Annotated in this window: 15 protein-coding genes and 2 pseudogenes; 8 read left to right on the top strand and 9 right to left on the bottom strand. The window is 54.5% G+C overall.

Features of this window, described 5'->3' with window-relative positions; genetic code table 11:
* Positions 1 to 197: hypothetical protein (locus RBH26_RS18950; protein WP_306759939.1), on the bottom strand; the 197-nt coding region annotated here is incomplete at its 3' end.
* A gap of 100 nt (positions 198 to 297) precedes the next feature.
* On the bottom strand, positions 298 to 927 hold the full coding sequence (locus tag RBH26_RS18945; protein ID WP_306759938.1) for a hypothetical protein: 630 nt from the start codon (positions 925 to 927) through the stop codon (positions 298 to 300).
* A gap of 268 nt (positions 928 to 1195) precedes the next feature.
* Between RBH26_RS18945 and RBH26_RS18940 the strand changes: the two genes are divergently transcribed.
* Positions 1196 to 1885: a hypothetical protein gene (locus RBH26_RS18940; RefSeq protein WP_306759937.1), complete on the top strand. Its 690-nt coding sequence runs from the start codon at positions 1196 to 1198 to the stop codon at positions 1883 to 1885.
* 230 nt (positions 1886 to 2115) lie between these two features.
* Here the strand turns inward: RBH26_RS18940 and RBH26_RS18935 are convergent, their stop codons facing one another.
* The 3 genes and pseudogenes from RBH26_RS18935 to RBH26_RS18925 form a co-directional block, all read right to left on the bottom strand.
* Complete coding sequence (locus tag RBH26_RS18935) at positions 2116 to 3357, bottom strand: hypothetical protein (RefSeq protein ID WP_306759936.1); 1242 nt, start codon at positions 3355 to 3357, stop codon at positions 2116 to 2118.
* Positions 3358 to 3776: 419 nt separating this feature from the next.
* The gene (locus tag RBH26_RS18930) at positions 3777 to 4862 is read right to left on the bottom strand and encodes a hypothetical protein (RefSeq protein WP_306759935.1); all 1086 of its coding nucleotides are present in this window, start codon (positions 4860 to 4862) and stop codon (positions 3777 to 3779) included.
* A gap of 403 nt (positions 4863 to 5265) precedes the next feature.
* Positions 5266 to 5642 (bottom strand): annotated as a pseudogene (locus RBH26_RS18925) (ISH3 family transposase); the annotation flags it as partial.
* Between the two features lie 193 nt (positions 5643 to 5835).
* Between RBH26_RS18925 and RBH26_RS18920 the strand changes: the two are divergent.
* The 3 genes and pseudogenes from RBH26_RS18920 (at position 5836) to RBH26_RS18910 (ending at position 9781) form a co-directional block, all read left to right on the top strand.
* On the top strand, positions 5836 to 6624 hold the full coding sequence (locus RBH26_RS18920; RefSeq protein ID WP_306759934.1) for a XylR N-terminal domain-containing protein: 789 nt from the start codon (positions 5836 to 5838) through the stop codon (positions 6622 to 6624).
* A 129-nt stretch (positions 6625 to 6753) separates the two neighbouring features.
* Positions 6754 to 7690 (top strand): annotated as a pseudogene (locus tag RBH26_RS18915) (IS630 family transposase).
* A 720-nt stretch (positions 7691 to 8410) separates the two neighbouring features.
* Positions 8411 to 9781, top strand: a complete 1371-nt coding sequence (locus tag RBH26_RS18910) for an MmgE/PrpD family protein (RefSeq protein ID WP_306759933.1) — start codon at positions 8411 to 8413, stop codon at positions 9779 to 9781.
* A gap of 382 nt (positions 9782 to 10163) precedes the next feature.
* On the opposite strand, the gene RBH26_RS18905 is transcribed toward RBH26_RS18910, so the two are convergent.
* Positions 10164 to 10607: a hypothetical protein gene (locus tag RBH26_RS18905; protein ID WP_306759932.1), complete on the bottom strand. Its 444-nt coding sequence runs from the start codon at positions 10605 to 10607 to the stop codon at positions 10164 to 10166.
* A 126-nt stretch (positions 10608 to 10733) separates the two neighbouring features.
* On the opposite strand from RBH26_RS18905, the gene RBH26_RS18900 reads away from it, so the two are divergent.
* From RBH26_RS18900 to RBH26_RS18890, 3 genes are read left to right on the top strand one after another with little or no spacing between them, the layout of a single operon-like run.
* Positions 10734 to 11942, top strand: coding sequence for an acyl-CoA dehydrogenase family protein (locus RBH26_RS18900; RefSeq protein WP_306759931.1), 1209 nt, complete (start codon positions 10734 to 10736; stop codon positions 11940 to 11942).
* Positions 11943 to 11979: 37 nt separating this feature from the next.
* Positions 11980 to 12549, top strand: a complete 570-nt coding sequence (locus tag RBH26_RS18895) for a MaoC family dehydratase (protein WP_306759930.1) — start codon at positions 11980 to 11982, stop codon at positions 12547 to 12549.
* Position 12550: 1 nt separating this feature from the next.
* Positions 12551 to 13729: a CaiB/BaiF CoA-transferase family protein gene (locus RBH26_RS18890; protein WP_306759929.1), complete on the top strand. Its 1179-nt coding sequence runs from the start codon at positions 12551 to 12553 to the stop codon at positions 13727 to 13729.
* A 607-nt stretch (positions 13730 to 14336) separates the two neighbouring features.
* On the opposite strand, the gene RBH26_RS18885 is transcribed toward RBH26_RS18890, so the two are convergent.
* The 3 genes from RBH26_RS18885 to RBH26_RS18875 all read right to left on the bottom strand — a co-directional run bounded on the left by RBH26_RS18885 (position 14337) and on the right by RBH26_RS18875 (position 17548).
* On the bottom strand, positions 14337 to 15497 hold the full coding sequence (locus RBH26_RS18885; RefSeq protein ID WP_306759928.1) for an acyl-CoA dehydrogenase family protein: 1161 nt from the start codon (positions 15495 to 15497) through the stop codon (positions 14337 to 14339).
* A 205-nt stretch (positions 15498 to 15702) separates the two neighbouring features.
* Complete coding sequence (locus RBH26_RS18880; protein WP_306759927.1) at positions 15703 to 15966, bottom strand: hypothetical protein; 264 nt, start codon at positions 15964 to 15966, stop codon at positions 15703 to 15705.
* A 328-nt stretch (positions 15967 to 16294) separates the two neighbouring features.
* Positions 16295 to 17548: an MFS transporter gene (locus RBH26_RS18875; RefSeq protein WP_306759926.1), complete on the bottom strand. Its 1254-nt coding sequence runs from the start codon at positions 17546 to 17548 to the stop codon at positions 16295 to 16297.
* Between the two features lie 444 nt (positions 17549 to 17992).
* Between RBH26_RS18875 and RBH26_RS18870 the strand changes: the two genes are divergently transcribed.
* Positions 17993 to 19048 carry a TAXI family TRAP transporter solute-binding subunit gene (locus RBH26_RS18870; RefSeq protein WP_306759925.1) on the top strand — a complete coding sequence of 352 codons (1056 nt, stop codon included), beginning with the start codon at positions 17993 to 17995 and terminating at the stop codon, positions 19046 to 19048.
* The last annotated feature ends 53 nt before the right edge of the window (positions 19049 to 19101 follow it).

Below are 19101 nucleotides of genomic sequence, written 5' to 3'. Positions count from 1 at the left end.
TAATCGAGTTCGTCATCGTACGAGAAAAGTTGCTCCCCGTCTGGGCCGACTGCTGAAATTTCGATGTCGATTGGATTCTCGGTCCGGTTGATAACGACGAGCCTTGCTGCTTCTTCAGACTCGAACAATTCTACACACCCGGATACGAGAGGCAGTCCCCCCATTACAGCCAGCAAAATACCCCTTCTCTCTGCCATGTCCGAGGCTATGCCGGTGTTTAAATAAGTTTTCTGGAGGGGCGATTAAACCACCTACAAGCGCCGTTTCCTCTTCCGGTACATTCGCTACGTCAACCCATTATCCATTCACGAACGAGCACAGATACTCTTCGTCGTAACGGTCCTTCATGCGGTCACAGTCTTTGAGGAAGATCTCGAGTGACTTTCCGGTGAAAAACTTTGAGGTCATATCGTGATTCCGGAACTCCGCATCGGCGATGACACAATCCGCACCGGTTTCGGACGCGAATTCTGTTACCGACCGCTCCGCTTCGTCACCTCGATCCATCCGAACGCGAACCGTATACTCGCCAGCTTCGTCCCCCCACTCGCAGGCGGCAACGGATCCCGTTTTTGCCACTCCCGGATCGAAATAGGTAGCAGGGTCGAGCTCGTGCGAGGACTGATGAACGAGGTCTCCATCACGCTCGACTTCGAGATCGAACACGTGTGTTGACTCTGGATCTGCGTTACTGACGCCAAATAATCCGAGCTGGACGGAGGAGTCTCTCAGCTGTGAAAGGTAACCTGCGCTCAGTGTACCTACCGCGATTGTTGTCGTTGTAAGGAGGGTACGGCGACGCATAATAAAAATAAAATATTTCTGGAATATAAATTTTGTGTGGTGGTCGTTTATCCCGTTCGTCTTAGCCTTTCCCTCGTCGGTGTGTAGCGTGATACCACTCTGTCCTGACAGCCCGTTCAGCATGTACGTTCTATTTCGGGTGTATCAGAGTTAGAAAAGTGAAATAAAGGCCGCCGTCGTGCTGCATCCATCCTCTGGATGTTGCACGCGATTTCTACCAGCTATCGGATAGTTTGAACGAGGCGTGCAAGATGCACAGCGCGAATACAGCAAACGATTGAACACCTATCGGAGAAACTCGGATCGGTCAATGCAAGGTGGTAGTCGATTCTTTCCACGCAAATTCACCACATCAAAAGGCATTTATGGATTGATAACTTGACTAGAGATAATGGTTTCAGCGGATGTGAGGACGGGACTCCTGCTGGTGCTGGGGATTGGATTACTTCTGAACCCAGTGTATTTTGCGCCGGGAAATCTTACTGGAGAGGCGCCAACGGTCACATACGAAGTCGAGCAGATTCAAAACGAAAGCGATTCCGGTCTGTATATCGGCCACTCAGACCGGGTGCTCCAATGCGGCACCGAACGTGCATGCGTCCTCGAAGAGCAGATCGCTGATCAAGGTGAGATCAGCTATAACGGCTCCGTTCAGGAGCGAGATTATGATTATCCAGGGACTTCATATCAGACAAAGTGGTCCCGCTACGACCTCGTCCAGATGAACAGCACCTTCTATGCCCCGGAAATTACCTACGAGGAGGACATGACGATCCTCTCTCACGATGAGCTAACTACCGAGGAAGCCCTCGAACACGTCGCCGTTTCGAGTAACCACGCATCTTCGGGCGTCGCAGAAGCCGTCGAGAGCGGGTCGGTAACGGTCTATGATCGGCAGATCGTCGAGTTCGAACGGAACGACATTATCGAACATAATGGACAATTCTATCGCCAAAGTTCCCGTTACGGTACCAGCAGTAGCGATGAGATCTTTCTGACCCGACTGGGACTGTTCCTTGCTGGTACGGTTACGATTTTCATCGCCTGGAGATGGCGCGGTCAGCAAGCGCAATCCAGCTAACCCGCAAATTGATGCCTTTCGTGGTGTATTCACGCTCTATATTTAGCAAGCGACTTTTGCCATGCTTCGGACAAGTCTATTGTTGCCTCGGTAACTGCTTGCCCTGTACTTACCGGTCACCGGGAGTTGCAAAGAGAATCTGTGAGCTATTCTATGACAGCCACGTTCTCCTTTAGAGTTACCCCACGAATGGGCTAGCGATTTTACTTGTGGGGTAACTACCTGGCAGATCAGCTTCGCCGCCACAACCGCTTCATCCGAGTTCGGAGTGATGACGAATCCCCATCTTTCTCGGAGGGTGGCTCAGTGGTATCCTCGAGGTCGCTCTCCTGCTGGTCAACGATCGATCGCAACTGCTGGCGCTCTGCTGTGAGCTGTTCGATCTGGTCACGTTGGTCAGCAATAGTCTGCTCCAACTCGTCGATACGGGTCTCGAGAAGGTCGTTCTTTTCCTCGAGGTACACTCGATCACCCCCTTCAGAGCTCGGTTCCGCGATGCCAGCCTCAAGAGGAGATGCAGTATCGGAGTCAGTATTAGCAGCAGTATCCACTGACGTCTCCACAGTAGACGTTGTCGGCTCGTAGAAGTCATCTGTCGCAGCAATCGCGCGCTCGAGGGTCTTCTCTCCGTATGTTGATCCATCGGCGTGGTGAACGTCGTCCCATTTCCCTCGGATAAGCCCTGACTGTCGAAACAGACGATCCATCTGCAGCCGGTTTCCACCGGTCCAGAACGCCAGCAGACAGCACAGTGCCATATCGGCTTCTGACTGACTGTCGTATCCACTGGTGTTCCCCCGCCACAGCCGGTCGAATTTTCCCCCGTTGCCCGCCGAGCGAGCTTTCTCGAGCAGTTCCTCGTCCTCGAGGCCGAGGGTCTGGTTCTGACCCGAGTCATCACGTCGACCGCCAGTAGTAGCGTCGATACCGTCGTCGGTATCGTCTTCAGCGACGAACTCCTCGTGAACTGCCTCGAGGGCGTCCTGGCGTTCGTTGATCGACATCGGTGTCCCGTCGACGTGGTCTGCAGTTACAGTAAAGAAGCGAGACTGGTCGTACATCTCGATATCCCCACGCCGGTTTCTCCCGTCCGGGAGGTCACCATGCACGAGGACGTGATAGCCCGTTCTAGATGGAGAAACTTCCGTGTAGGACTCGAGTCGCTGAATAATCTCCTTTGCTTCCGGATCCGGCCTTCCCGTCTCTGGATCTCGGCACTTATCGAGGTCGATGCCGACGAGTGGATCCGTCCGCGTAAACACGAACCCGATTCCATCGGCTCTACCAGTAGATGCGTACTCGAGAGCCGTCTCCAGGTCACTCCACGTACGGTCGTCCGTCGACGATGCAAAGTCGCCGATCTTCGGATCGACTGGGATCTTCGTTGTGTCGCCATTTCGGGTCTCTTCTCGCCAGCAGATCCACTGCTCGCGACCGCACATCTCCGTCGGTAAAATTGACTTGTCAATCATAAATTCAACAGCCACACCCTATTCCAGTGCGCTGGCTGCCACCGTTCACCAGTCCAACAAACCGCACACCAAGTGGCCGCCTCACAGAATACGCACTCGAGGTCGCACCACCATTCGACGCAGTTTCTCCCCTTCCCAGTCGACCAACAGCAGTTCCAATGGGTACCCCCCGTTCTTTCTCACTTGGTTTTTGCCGTAACAGGACCTCGGAATCGGGAGAATTCCTGTGCTGTAACGCCTCTACAGAACGTACGGCATCGCCTCGTCGAAAGAGCAGTGTTACAGCAAACTCTACTCTGCTGTAACACCGCTCCGTCTGGCGTTTTTCCGATAATACGTTCGGGTTCCACAGCCTGTGGCGTAATTCTCCCGGGAAATGCTGTACAACGGCTTCTCGAGGGGTTTCAGTAGATTTCATGCTATTCCTCGAGTGTCCCTTGGTGATCTAGTCTCAGACCCTCGTAACACCGGACAAGCTCACCGTCACGTCGCTCCGTTATTCGATTGAGTTCGATGTGGTTGCCTAACCGACGGGCGAACCAGCTCTTGCTATCCGGATCAATGTCATGCTGTTTTGCCCACTGTTCATAGTAATCGTACACTGTGCTGGCAGCGACCGTACTCGTCGGCTCCTCAATGAGGTACAGACTCGCGAATCGTCCAACAACTGCATCTGCATCATCAGCAATCTCTGCTAGGAGCAGTTCGCTGGACTCGAACGAGGATTCCTCTTCATCACTGCTCTTGCTCGCTGAACACACGTCTTCATGTTCGAGCAGCGTCTCAAGTGCGGCAGTCTCTCCATCTGTGTAGACGACCGGTTGACCATCGGTTCGAAGAACGACGATCGAATAGTCATCAGGACCATAGCCGGGATAGGAAAGCTCGGCTTCGGGAACGAACGGTTCCATGATTCGGGTCCACTTCTCGGCAAACGCCTCTTTCGAATCATAGACGTACTGCAGTCCCTGTTCGGAAACGATGTACTCTCCAGTAGCTGGATCATAGCTGTACACGGCCGGAACATGGTCCCTCGAGAGTTCTGCTACCGATGCCGTCTCTACGAGACTGTTGCCCTGACCATTCTCGAGGACGATTCGTCCGTCTTGGCGTTTCCAGACGGTCTGCTTGCTGTTTTCGGTGGCTGGTCGGACTGCCGTTACGCCACCGTCTGTCGTTGCACCACCGTTGAACGAGAGTGCTCGATCTTTGGTGTACAGGCGTGTCTCTCCGGTCGAGAGCTCTCGGACGGGGGACGAGAGAATCCCATCGACCCGCTCTGCCCAGTAGGTCTCCGGCGTTGCCTCTTCGACGACGAAGATCGGGTGTTCACTGGCGTCCTGGGCCTTTCGAAGGTTTGCCAGTACCTGAGCAGGGTTATCAGGGGTTGTCGTTTCCACTTCAATCGCGAAGGGGCGGTCACAGCCAGGATGAACCGCTCTCGCATCAGGTTGTTCGCTTCCGTCCTGTTTTGGAACCGAGACGGTACAGCCGATCTTCGTCAATGCAGCGTCGATCCGTGTGATCGCCTCGTCATGGCGGATACTACCTGCTGCCCTGCTCTCCCCGGTGTCGAGTGCTACGACCGATTCACCAGCGTCTGTAAGCCGAACAGCGACGTCACGGGACGTCTGATTTAACCCCACCTCAATGAGACGAGACCGCTGACGGACATCAGCGAGCTCCTCGAAAGAGGGGAGATCGGAATTTGCATTTTGCTCCTCAAATGCCGTTCGTAGCTCTACATCGACGGTTTTTGCGTCTATCCAGCCATTGTCCTCGCGGGAGTCCTCTCGAAGTTGGAGGTTCCGAATAATGTGAGCAAGTGCATGATCGAGGTCCGAACTGTCCGCCCCCAGAACGTCCTGGAGTGGTTCCGGAGCTTCCGCGGCCGGTGCAGTCGACTCGTGAACACCAAACACCCGTCGTGTCTTCGTTACCGTAGTAGGGTCGCAGGTGGAGGTCTGCAACGACCTCCACCTGCTGGGGTGGGTTTTGAGAACATCTTGGTGGAGAAGCGTGTTTCCGGTTGACTCGACGGTTTCGAGATCGAACTTGGTTCGGAGGTGGTAGAGAACGTCGGTGCCAGAGGGGGCGGTTTCACTCTTCTTGCAGAGCGAGGAAATCGAGGTCCCGTCGGCGGTAGTGCCGACGAGGACCTCGAAAATGTCCTCCGGGTCGATTTCAGCGTTCTCTCCCAGATCCAGCGTAAACGCTCCGGTGAGAACGTTGATGAGCTGGTCTTCGTGGATTTCACCGTCCGCTTGCTTTGGTTGCTCGGACACAACTCAGCAAGCGGACGTCTCAACTAACGGCTTTGTGAAGTACTGAAACTGTTATTCTCCCGCATTACTCCTTTGATTTAGCGGCCTACCACGACGACGTCTAGTGATTCAGTTGAGTCCAACGATTATGATCGACAGTATAGTACCCCTGAACGCATAGATTTTTGAGGGTAAATAATATATCGTTCATAATATGGATGCAAGTGACTTTGACCTCGAGGAAGACTTAAAATACGGTACGGATCCGGGCGTGAACACGTTCCGGAACAATCGTATGTTAGTTCTCAATGCTGATTCGATAGGGCTTTTGCGCCAGCAACTCTTGAATAACCTCGGGATCGATGAGACGCGCAAGTTTCTGTTCCGGTTCGGGTTCCAGTCTGGCTATTCGGACTTTTTACAACTTAAGATGAACTACGAGTTCGATACGGAAGAGGAACTTCTTAAGGCAGGTCCCAAAATTCACACCGATAGAGGATTTGTTGCCGCAGAGATCGATGAAATCTCGTACGATCGGGAGGCTGGTGACTTCTACTATGCCGGGACGTGGCACAATTCTTACGAAGCTCAACAGCATGTTATTTATAACGGAGAAGCCGATCAGCCCGTCTGCTGGAGTGTAATGGGATACGCATCCGCATGGAGTAGCGGCTTCATCGAGCGTCCTGTTCTGGGACTTGAGACGCAGTGTCTTGGAATGGGTGACGACGTCTGCAAGTGGGAGATCAAACCAATCAATGAATGGGGGCCTGAAGCGGACCCATACATCAACGCGCTCGAGGACCTGTTTATCGGTGAAGAGCTTATGAAGTACTACTCTTATATGGGCGATAAGAAGGGGCACACAGGGAAGATGGAACTCGCCAAGAAAACGAGAATGCCTGAGACTAAAGCGTCGACAGCGTCTGATAGGAAGGAAAACATCGAAATGTTCCGAGAAGCAATTGAAGAGATAATCGGAAAGCGTCCTCCGGAGCTATAGTTCTTCTTTGATTGAAATATTGTGTTTACACCATTTTGTTTATGGGATCCAAATGGACTAAGAAATTGATCCCAAAGCCATCTATAGTAACCGTTAGAACTTTTTACTCAGATAATGTCGTTGAGTGTAATGGATCATCTCGACGAGATTTCTATCGAGGAATTACAAGATGCTCTCGACAATGTGGAAGGAAAGAAGCCGACACAACGGCTCTTAGCAGCAATAGCGTACAAAAACGGCCTTACGCAGACTGAACTAGCCGAGTGGTACGATGTTCAGCGACGGACAATCTATAGCTGGCTCAAGCGACTCGACACCGACGCGTCACTTGAGCAGGCCGTAACTGATGCTCATCGATCTGGAAGAAAACGAAAACTCTCAGAACAAGAGCAAAAAGAGTTCGAAGACGCCGTCCACGAATCTCCCGAAGAAGTTGGCATTGACGCACCTGCGTGGACGCCGGCGCTCGTCCAGCAGTACCTTCACGAAACCTATGGTGTTGAGTACTCAATCCCGAGCTGCCGACGGTTGCTCAAAGAAGCAGGATTGAGCTATCAAAAGCCACGCCGTACAGTCGCTGAAGCTGATGCTGACGAGCAAGAAGCGTTCCGCGACGAACTCAAAAAAAGCGGCGGGAGATGGACGCCACAGTAGTCTGTATCGACCAAACGAAGAAATCTGTCCAAGTCGAACCGCGTGCCGCGTAGTTTTTGCGCGGCACGCGGCCATCTACCGAATGTCTGGACAACGCGACTGAGATCGTCTGTTAGGTTTGATAAAAAATTCGTCCTTGCGTCATATTAAGGGCTCAAATATGTTTGATTATTGCACTGAATGAAGCGCCGTATTTTCAGGTGTCAGTCGTCACGACCCGAGCGGCACGTGACGACCTAGATCCCGTGACATTGCCAGCAATTCACCTGAACTAAATCCGGCCGGAAAGTGTTGTAGGCGACTCCAACCGGCACTTAGCAACCGGTTCTTTGACCCGGTTCTTGAACTCACAACAGCAATTGATACCGCTCTTGATCAGTTTTCGCCTCCAGAAGTGAGTGATTACTTCTAATGTCTATTATAAACCGTTGCGTCGATCGCGGAGTGCTTGGAGAGAGTGAGGGTGGTGCAGAACTGTTTTCAAGGCCTAACACGGTACATCTGAGATTGCACCATCGGTATGAACAACGTTCGAGTCAGGGATAATCCCGACATCTCTATCCACGGAAGTTGTGTTGTTAGCAGAGTCGAAATCGGGTAGCTCACGACCTGTGAAGACTTCTGCACCACCGCCAGAGGTTGTGTAACTGCGCCGACTGGCGAAGCTACATTCGACAAACTCTCATTCCGATCCGATCGAACACCTTACGAAGCGTGGAAGGTTAAGGAGACCAGCCGCATCAAGGCCGATCTCCCTGTTATTTTCGTCATTTTTTCATCAGACCCTCGTTCGATAAGATCGAGATAAATCCGAGACAATGCAGCGAAATGAGTGCATAGTAGGCGAGTCCGTCGCTCTGAGCGGTGGCGACCGATTCGCTCGTTCACCCGCAACTCTTGAGCAATCGAAACACAACGCTCGGTGAAACTGGAGATTTGCGTCATGAACAACTGAAGTCTCCCGCTTCAACACCTTCGATTTACTGATCTTTCCTGACGCTGTCTATTGATTCAACACAGCCAATTATTTCTAGTTTTCATTATATGGTATCTTGTATATTATCGTTTATTTCCGTTGTCGACTACCGGTTCGGAGACGGTTCGACACCTGTTTGTCGAATTCGGGTGATTTATGTGTCCATCCCACACACGGGCGAACGTGACCGAGTTAGCAACTAATCTCGCGACCTTCGTAGCCGAACTTTCAAACGACGACGTTCCCGATTCGGCACACCGACTCGCCGAGCGGGCTATTCTCGATACCATTGGGGTAACCCTTGCAGGCACGTCCACGGCGGCGGCAGACGCCGCCTTCGGAACCTGTGACGCGACAGGTGGCACAACGACGGTACTCGGACGTGACGAGACGTGTCCGCTCCACGATGCTGTCTTCGCGAACGCGACCGCTGGACACGCCCTCGACTTCGACGACGTCGCCCTCGCAGTGATGGACGGTCATCCAAGCGTTCCCATGGTTGCACCGATGCTCGCCATCGGCGAACGAGAAAACGTCTCCGGCAAAGAACTGCTGACCGCCTACGTTGCTGGCTTCGAGACTCAATGGCACGTCTCGCGGCCGATCAGCCCCGACCACTACGAGAGCGGCTGGCATGCGACATCGACGATCGGTGTCTTCGGTGCCGCGGCGGCCGCCGCGAGCCTCCTCGATCTTTCGCCGGAACGGACGGCACACTCGCTCAACGTCGCTGCTTCGATGCCAGCAGGGCTCAAGAGAAACTTCGGATCGACAACGAAACCTCTTCATGCCGGCCAGGCGGCCCGATCGGGGACGACCGCGGCACTGCTCGCTGCCGAGGGGGCGACAGCCGATCCTGCGGCGATCGACGGCAGACGCGGCTTCTTCGATCTATACCGAGGCGAGGGCGACGGGGACGACGGGACGCGCGTCGAGCCGGGGTCGAAGTGGGCAATCCTCGAGGACGGGATCGACGTTAAGCGCTATCCCTGCTGTTACTACACCCACGCTGCAATCCACGCGGCGGTTGACCTCGCGTCGGCCCATGATATCGAGCCCGACGAGATCGACGGTGTTCGTGTCGTGGCCTCGCAGGGGGCGGCCGACGCCCTGCATCACGACGACCCCGATACTGGCCTCGAGGCGAAGTTCTCGATGCCGTATCTGATCGCTCACGCCGTCGTCCACCGGGACGTCAGCCTTGCGGCATTCGACGCCGACTGCCTCGAGAACCGGACGGTTCAGACAGTACGCGAGCGGGTTTCCCTCGAAGTTGACAAGGATCGCCCTTACGACTCGAACGCGGCCCGGGTGGAGATCACGACCCGCGACGGCGACCATTACGAGCGACTCCAGAAACGCCCTCCAGGAACACACGAGGACCCACTCTCGATCGAGGAACTCCACGAAAAATTCCGGATGTGTGCCGACCGTGCTGTCGCCGACGTCGACGCCAGGGCAGCACTTGCAGACCTCGACTCGCTTCGTTCGGTGACCGACGTCTCAGAACTACTCTCGCGGTTCTAAGTTCTCGAATCACTGCTCTACCGCTGGGTTTCGTTCATTCTGTAACCGCAAATGAGTGATTCAGAAGACTGTCGCTGATCTTGGCCGTATGCTTAAGGTTCCGTTCTTCGGAACAAGTGGTTTACAACCATACTATTGTATATGGCGAGGTGAAATGACCAGTGAGTACAGTAGTCAGTTCAGAAATACTACAGGCAGCTGTACGTCACTGGCGGTGCAACATACGGTTGCATCGATAACTCGTTACAGCAGTCGTATCTTCCCCTTGAGCGAGCACTTTCCTGGACCGTTCGGAACCAACGAGTTTCTGTTTGAGTATACGGAACGGCGTTACGGGTGCTGGATGTCGAACTCAGTTCGTTCGTACTACTGGAAAGCAGGCTCAGCAACGTTTCCATGACGTTGTTTTCTGGTTATCGAGATGAACCCTGGTGTCTCTGCTCCCAAATCGTCCGTAGCTGGTCGAATAGTTCTTCACGACCGGAGACAGTCGACGCCTGTCCCGATCCGTCGTCGCGAGAAGTGAGAGCGGAGACCTCTCCTGGCGACGCCGTGTCAGCGGGATGGGTTTGCTACCCCTCGAATTAGTTCGGATTGTGCGTTCGCCCGTGTTCGCTTGCTCAGTTTCGGAAATCGAAACCCCAGATGAATATCTACCCTCGTTGACGACGTACATGAGGTCGTCGAACCCCAGAGGATGTCGGTAGACAGTGGTCTTGACGAACTCGGGTTCGTCGGCGAGTTCGCCGATCCGACATCCGTCGTGACCCAAGAGAGCCTCAACTATTTCGACGGTCGTCATCGAGGCCTTGGTGCGGCCCATCATAGCTGGACAGTGGATGGTTCGGTCGTTAAGTATTCCGTATATCGAAATAACCGTTCGTGCCGCGTTCTGACCTATTTTGACCGTTTCGACGAAAGACTTTTCTTATCAGGATCAAACTATTAACCGATGGCTCGAGTACTCAGTGACGCTGTCGACTTATCTGACAGCCAACATCTAGTTAGACAGAACGTCCAGAATATCTGTGAGAACTTTGACGACGCGTATTGGCGGGAACACGCCGACCAAAACGAGTACCCCCAGGAGTTCGTCGAAACGCTCGCGGATCACGGCTGGATGGGGATTCTCATCCCCGAAGAGTATGGTGGTGCCGGCATGGGTACCAGAGAAACCGTCGTCATGATGGAGGAGATTGCCGCAGGCGGTGGCGGGTTCAGCGCCGCACAGGCAGTCCACGGTGGCGTCTACAACTCAGCCCCGATCACGGAGTACGCGAGCGAGGAAATAAAGTCTGACCTATTACCTGACGTCGCCGAGGGGAAAACGTCGATCCAGGCATTCGGACTCACCGAACCTAACGCAGGATCGAACTCGCCGGCGATGGAGACTCGCGCCGAACGGGACGACGATGAGTATGTCATCAACGGCCAGAAGATCTGGATCTCGCGGGTCGACGTCTCCGACTACATCGTCCTCGTCGCCCGAACTATGCCACGGGACGAGGTCGAGAAACGAACTAGGGGCATCTCAATGTTCCTCGTCGATCTCGATGACGCGGTCGATCAGGGTGCCCTCGAGATGGAGACGATCCCTAAGTCAGCCGGCGATCTCGTCCACTCCTACGAACTCTGGTTCGACGACCTGCGCGTCCCTGCCGAGAACCTCATCGGCGAGGAGGGCAACGGCTTCTACCAGGTGCTCGACGGGCTGAACGAGGAACGGCTCGTGATCGCTGCCGAGTGTATCGGACTGGGACGGCTCGCCCTTGAGCGAGCGATCGATTACGCCAACGAACGCGAGGTATTCGGGAATCCGATCGGGTCGAACCAGGCGATCCAGCATCCACTTGCGGAGGCCTATGCACGTCTCCAGGCAGCGAAACAGTTGACCTACAACGCCGCAGACCGGGCTGCGTCCGATGACGACTCGGTCGACCTCGGTGCTCAGGCCAACGCGGCGAAGTACCTGGCGGCTGATGCGGCGTTCAAGGCGGCCGACGCAGCCGTCCAGACCCACGGCGGCTTCGGCATCGCAAAGGAGTACGACGTCGAACGCTACCTCCGGGAAGCACGGCTTACGCGACTGGTTCCGATCACCCAGCAGCTGGCACTCAACTACCTCGGCGAGCAGGTGCTCGGTCTGCCGCGATCGTACTGATAAACGACTGACAGAGAACAACCAACGAGACACAGCTATGAGCGACTCCAACGACTCCACGACTGAATCGGACGACAAACAACTCGTTTCCGGCTGGAACGGCCGCTACTACGAGGACTTCGAGGTCGGCGATGTTTACAAACATCCCTACGGCCGGACGATCACCGAAACTGACGACGTCTGGCTCACAAACGTGACGATGAACCTCAACCCGATGCACTTCAACGAGGCCTACGCCGCCGAAACGGAGTTCGGCGAACGCCTCGTCAATGGCCTCGTCGTCATCGCGACAGCCGTCGGGATGAGCGTCATCGACGTCTCACAGAATGCGACAGCGAACCTCGGTTACGACGAGATTCGCCACCATAATCCGGTTTTCCACGGCGACACCATCTTCGCTGAGAGCGAGGTCCTCTCAAAGCGTGAACTCGAGTCCCGCGATCACGCCGGCATCGTGACAACCGAACTACGGGCATACAACCAACACGACGACCTCGTACTGAGCCTCGAACGGACTCCGATGGTGCTGAAACGTAAGTACGCCAACCCGTCGCCAGCCCAGCCGCCGGGATGGCCCGAGGGTATCGGCACCCAGCCGGAGGAGTGAGATGCAGGCACTCGAAGACATCACCGTTGTGAGTCTGGAAAGCGGTATCAGCGCGCCGCTGTGTACGCGACTGCTGGGAGACTTTGGTGCGGAGGTGATCAAGGTCGAACGACCGAACGTAGGCGACGTCAATCGTCACTGGGACTCGGTCGTCTACGGAGACTCGTCGGCTCATGCCTGGGTTGATCGAAACAAGCTGAGCGTCGAGTTGAACCTCAAGGCCGACGAGGGCGTCGAAATCTTTTACGATCTCGTCTCCGAGGCCGACGTTGTGGTCCAGAACTACTCGCCGGGAGTCGTCGAACGGCTCGGCATCGGTTACGAGGACGTCCTTACAGAGAACGAGGACGTAATCTACCTGAACATCTCGGGCTATGGTCGGGACGGCCCCTACAGCGACCGCAAGGCCTACGACATGGTAATGCAGGGCGAAACAGGGCTGATACAGATGAACGGTTCACCCGACGCGCCAGCGAAGATTCCCCTCTCGATCTGTGACATCAACGCCGGCATGTATGGTGCGCTCTCGACGCTACTCGCACTGTTCCATCGCGAGCGGATGGGAGAGGGCCAGGAGATTGACGTCACCATGTTTGGCGGGATGCTCTCCTGGCTCGGCTACTTCCCGCATAAGTACTGGCACAACGATGAGATTCCAGAACGCGTCGGGATGCGCCACCACCTGCTGACCCCATACGGGCCACACGAGACCGCCGACGGACAGTACGTCAACTTCGCCATCCTGAGCGAACCCCATTGGGAAACTCTCTGTATTGACGTCCTCGAGCGGCCGGATCTCCTCGAAGACGAGCGGTTCCAAACCAACGAGAACCGCGTCGAACATCGTGACTTGCTCGAGCCGAAAATCGAGTCTCTCATAGCCGAGCAACCGCGGGATTACTGGGCCGAGAGACTCGCCGATGCCGGCATTCCGTGGGGCGACGTCAACGAACTCGACGATGTCCTCTCCCATCCCCAGGCCGAACATCTGGGCCTCGTGAAGGAACTCGAGACAGAGGACGGCCCTGTACCGTACGTCGACAACCCGATCGACTTCGAGGCTCTCGAGTTCGCGAGCGACCCGATGCCCGATCTCGGCGAGCACACTGAGGAAGTACTCGAGGCACTCGACTACGACGACCAGGAAATCAACGAACTTCGTGAGTCGAACACGATATAGCGCCCGCTAGTAACTCAACCAGCCGCTCCTAAATGCGGCTCAAAAATTTCGTCATCCATCTTTCATTTCCTGTATTAAACCATCGAACACCAAATAGAGATCCGATACTACGATGGGTTCCAAAGACCGGACTGCAAGTCACCCACGTTCCGGCAGACAACTTGCTCTAAAGGTTTCAGAAAGACACAATGTTTGGTTCTGGAGCTTCGGTGTTAAACCGCTGCTCTCACAGTTCGTACTCAACAACGAAGTGCTTGCTCGGCCTGCCGGATAACTACTGAGTTGGTATCGACAGTTTCGTGAAATCGGTCAAGTACCATCACCAGTAGAGAAAAGCTCTATAAGTCACTAACAACCGTTCAACATCTATCAACACGAACTTCCATCAGTCACCGATTGTCAAAATTCCTGATAGCTCGATCAAATCAAGCGTAGCTCACGACCTTCTTGGCGTTCTCAAACCGGACGATCTAATTAATATTAGCTGAGATTAGCACTGTGGAGTCGGAACTTGCGTCAGGAATCTTCATCAGTCTGTGCCAGTGAAGCAACACGGTCGTCAATACCGTCTTCGAGTTCGGAAATCCGGTTCGGCGAACGCGTATTACTATGAGGGGAGCAGCGAATCGGCGATGATTCGTTTTTGGATTTCGTTCGTCCCCTCGAAAATGCGCGTCAATCGAGCGTCTCTCCAGTATCGTTCGACGTCGAAGTCCGTTGTGTAGCCGTAACCACCGTGAATCTGAATACCTTCACTGGTTACTTCCTCGGCTATGTCGCTTGCAAAAAGTTTTGCCATTGCAGCTTCGGCATTGGCTTTCTCATCTGAGTCGACTGCGTCAGCGACGAGCAACGTCAATGCTCGTGCGGCCTCGATTTTTGTTGCCATGTCTGCTAATTTGAATCTAATTCCCTGGAATTCGGAGATCGATTCTCCGAACTGTGCCCGCTCCTGCGCATATTGGATCGAGTCTTCAAGCGCACCACGGGCCAATCCAACGGACCGAGCAGCAGTGTGAACACGTCCTTCTTCGAAGAAGTCCATGATATGATAAAATCCATTACCCTCTTGGTCACCAACGAGTTTGTCAGCACTAATGCGAACGTCGTCGAAGTTTAGCTCCCATGTCTTCCAGCCATGGTATCCAATTTTATCAATCTCTTGTCCACTAAGCCCATCGCGATCAAATGTGCCAGCCGGTTTCTCGACGATGAACCCCGAAATTCCCCGGTATGCAGGCTCCGCATCAGGGTCAGTTACTGCATATGTGAGAATAAAATCTGACCCCTTTGCGAACGTTATCCACGTTTTCTGCCCGTTGAGAACGTACTCATCACCGTCCCGTTCGGCACGGGTCTGCATGTTTGCAACATCGCTTCCTGCGTTTGGCTCACTAATTGCGATACTCTTGAGTTTCTCCCCAGATGCGATCTTGGGAAGATATTTCTCTTTTTGTTCGTCAGTTGCCCCTGGGAGACCTTGACCCCGGGCAATAATACTGCCAACGCTGAGCCACCCGCGAGAGAGTTCTTCAGCAATTACGGCGTATGACTTCAAGTCCATCCCGAGACCTCCATACTCCTCATCAATGAGTATTCCAAAGTAACCCATATCAGCGAGTTGGTTGACAAGCTCATTTGACATTGGTTCTTTGTTGGAGTCGCGCTCGCTCGCCTCTGGTAGCACTTCGTTCTCAACGAATCGTTTCGTTTCATCTCGCAGCATTTTGTGCTCAGACGACAGTATTGTGTCGGAAATCTGGCTCATGCGGTAGTTCTTCTCACTAGAGTTTAATAAATCTTGGTTCTGGTATTTCACTGGGACAGTCGTGACGGTGGCTATAAGCGTGTGGGTGGCCGAGATGATTTTGCCACCTGAAAGCTGGTATCGTATTCGCCGACGTTGTGGATGCTTCGCTATGTGTCCGCGGACTACGTAGGGGCGTTCTACGGCCAGAGAGCGCTGTCTAAGATCAGCTTCCGGAGTAGAAGCGCGCAGGCAAGGGGCAGGCGCTCGCCTGTGTAACGTCCGAACACAACGGCGAGTTGGCAACCGATGTCCAGCGGATCGAAGTCTGGACCGCCAGCACGTACGAATTCGACGAAAACGAGATCAGTACGATCGCGTCGACGATAATTCCTGGCAAGCGGCGATTATCGAAGAAGAGACGTTCGCCGGTGACCCCGTCGACGACATGCCGATGCAGGGGTTCCTCCTTGCCAGCCTCGAGATACACTGGTCTGTCCTTGACGAGATCGACCGCTGGACACTGTCGGACCGGTAGGCGTCCGGATCCGATTTACCTTGATACAGTCTACGGGATGGGACAGGTCGCTCGCGAATACCATGATACGATGCGTGATTTCGATCTGACGACGCTCAACTACGACGGTCAGTGAGTAATGATCTCATTGATTACGAAGCCCGGTCCATCCAAAAATAGCCGGGTTCTATCAGGACTACGATGGCTGGGACGACTGGGAAGTCGAAGGGGTACAAGCAAGGACCGTACGACCCAATTCCCAGCCGAGTCACAGTCTCCGGTACTCGAAGGACTCCCCTTCTCAATGTCCGACGCGATGGAGGATGAACGCAATCGCCGCACCGATTGCAGCGATCGCACCGAGGACGAGAAACAGTTCTCGAACTCCAGCGGCCGTGAGCACCGTTCCGGTGAGGGCAGCCCCAAACGCACCGATCCCGAAAATGACGAGGAACGTATAACCAAAAGAGATTCCGCGCGTTCCTGGCGAGGTGTGTTTCGCGACCGCAGCCTGCTGGAGCGGCTGGATCGTAAAGAGCACGACGCCGAGCAACAGCGAGATGACGACGAACCCAGGCATCGTCGCGGTCGCGGGACCGAATAGAATGGTCAGTATTGTCAGCGTCACGAGCACGTAAACGAGCGCCCGCTCAATTGGGATCCGATCGGCTAGGTGGCCACCCAGATATTGGCCGAAGACGCCGAAGATCAAGATCGTGACGTAGAAATACCGTGCAAGATCGAACTCCTCGGCGTAGGGGCTGTCGGGATCGACCAATTCGATATCGACCATCCCGGCGAGGAAATCGCTCAGCAGGTCCGGCAGGAACGTAAGGAACGCTCTGTAGTAGAGACCGCTCATCATCACTACAAACAAAACAAGTCCGAACGTGACTGTCACCAGTTTGTGTGTATCCGCGACGAAACTCTCCAGCGAAACCTGCCCCTTCGTGTCGTTAGCTCCTTCTGGACCGCCGTCGGTCGTCGCGGACGTCTTGACGTCTTTCGGTGCCACCTTGACGAATATCCCGAGGACGAGAACCACAATCGCTGGCGCGGCAAGTAGTATCGAGACGACGCGCCAGTCGAACCAGAGCAACAGCAACGCGGTCACGAGCGGCCCGATTGCGATCCCGAGGTTGCCGCCGATCCCGTGATAGCCAAGCGCGGTCCCCGTGCGCTTGACTCGAGTCGATAGCAGCGCGAGGCCAGCAGGATGGTAGACGCTTGCCGTAATCCCCCAGAAAGCGATAGCAGCACCCAAGATAAGTATCGAGCCTGAAAGTCCGACCAGAACGAACGAAGCCGCCATCCCCGCGAGACACATGAGAATCAGTGGTTTCGAGCCGTACTGGTCGACCAGAACGCCTGCGGGAAGCGCACCAACCCCGAACAGTCCATAGCCGACGGTAACAATCAGTCCGAGCGTCGCTGCCGTGGTCGAAAACTCTGTCAGCCAGACGGTCATCAGGATTGGAATCGACAGCTCGTAGGTGTGAACAAGCCCATGAGCCGCCGACGTGAACAGTACGATCTGCCGGTCCGAATCGTCCATTTTACGATATATTACACTCTTCTAAATTAAGAGCCGGGGGTAAACTCCTATATTTACCGGTATTAGTAACATCTGTTCGACCATGCGGTGTGATTTTTGCGAAGGCGGATTACTCGAGTGTAGAGACGTATTAACACGGCGTTTCACGGATTTCTCCAAGTATATTCACGGACAATGCAGCGAAACACCCACAGAGTCGTCGTCCCGAAGTGTGGCGGCGGGTTCGTCTCGATTATCACCAGAAACCGTAGCCACCGCCACCATCGTCCTAGTAAAGCGGACATGTGAGCATGAACATCCGACGTTCCCGCTTCAATTCTCTAGTTGCCAGAGGAAGTCGTCGCAGTCTGGTGATTCCCCCAACTTTTCGGGAATAATACACAGAATATAATATATAATGAATTACAATAGCTTTTTATATCGTTGATGAGTATCGGTTGACACATGGCTGTTAATGAACCACAGGGTAGACGGAATTTCCTGAACGGTGCAGCAGCAGTGGGTGTTGTCGGCGTCGCCGGCTGTCTCGGTGGCAGCAGTGAACATACGATCACGATCGCTGGAACGTCAACTGGGAGCGCGACACAGGCAGCAGGACAGGCACTCGCCCGCGCAGCGTCCGAGCACAGCGACGAGTTGGCCATCGACGTCCAGGAGAGCGAAGGCTGGACTGCCAATATGTACGAATTCGACGAGGGCGAGTTCAGCACGATCGGCGTCGACAACAACTCCTGGCAGGCAGCGATCAACGAAGAAGAGACGTTCGCTGACGACCCCGTCGACGATATGCCGATGCAGGGGTTTCTCTTCGCCAGCCTCGAGATGCACTGGGTTGCACTCGACGGTTCGGGAATCGAGTCGACGGCCGACCTCCGCGACGGAGGCTACACCATCTACCCGATCGAACCCGGATTCGGCACCCGACTGCTCACTGAACAGTTACTCCGAGAGGATGGTATCTGGGACGCAAACAGTATCAACAACGAAGATAGCGACGATATCGCCGGTGCAGTCGAAGAGGACCGCGTCGACGCACTCGTTCTCTATGGTTCGAACGGCGTCGAACTCGCCAGCTGGTGTGGGGAGGTCGACACACGGAGTAGTGGTGACCTGTACGCTATCGAGACCGACGATCAGTTCGTCGAGACGATCGAGTCGATGGACGGTGCGGCCCACGTCCAACAAGAACCGTACGGCTACGAGCAGGACATCACTGGTGAACTCGGCCTCGACGGGGTCGACTTCTGGGCACTGCAAGGCCAGTGGGCGTTCGGACCCGATGTCCACCCCGATGCAGTCTACGAGATGGCACGGATCGCCCACGAGCACCCTGACACCCTCCGCGAATCGGATCAAACGACGCTGGATTACGACGATGTCGAAGTGATGGCCGAACCGATCATGGAGGATGTCTCAGTCCATCCGGGAATGGTCGAGTTCTTTCAGGAACATGAAGTCTGGGACGACAGCTGGGAAGAAGGCGAAGCTGATGTAGAGTAAAACAGAATGTCGATCTCTTATGTATTGATAGTAAATAGTAAAATATCCATCAC

The organism is Natronolimnohabitans sp. A-GB9 (assembly GCF_030848565.1).
Taxonomy (GTDB): Archaea; Halobacteriota; Halobacteria; order Halobacteriales; family Natrialbaceae; genus Natronolimnohabitans.
This window is presented reverse-complemented; position numbering and strand designations above follow the sequence as displayed.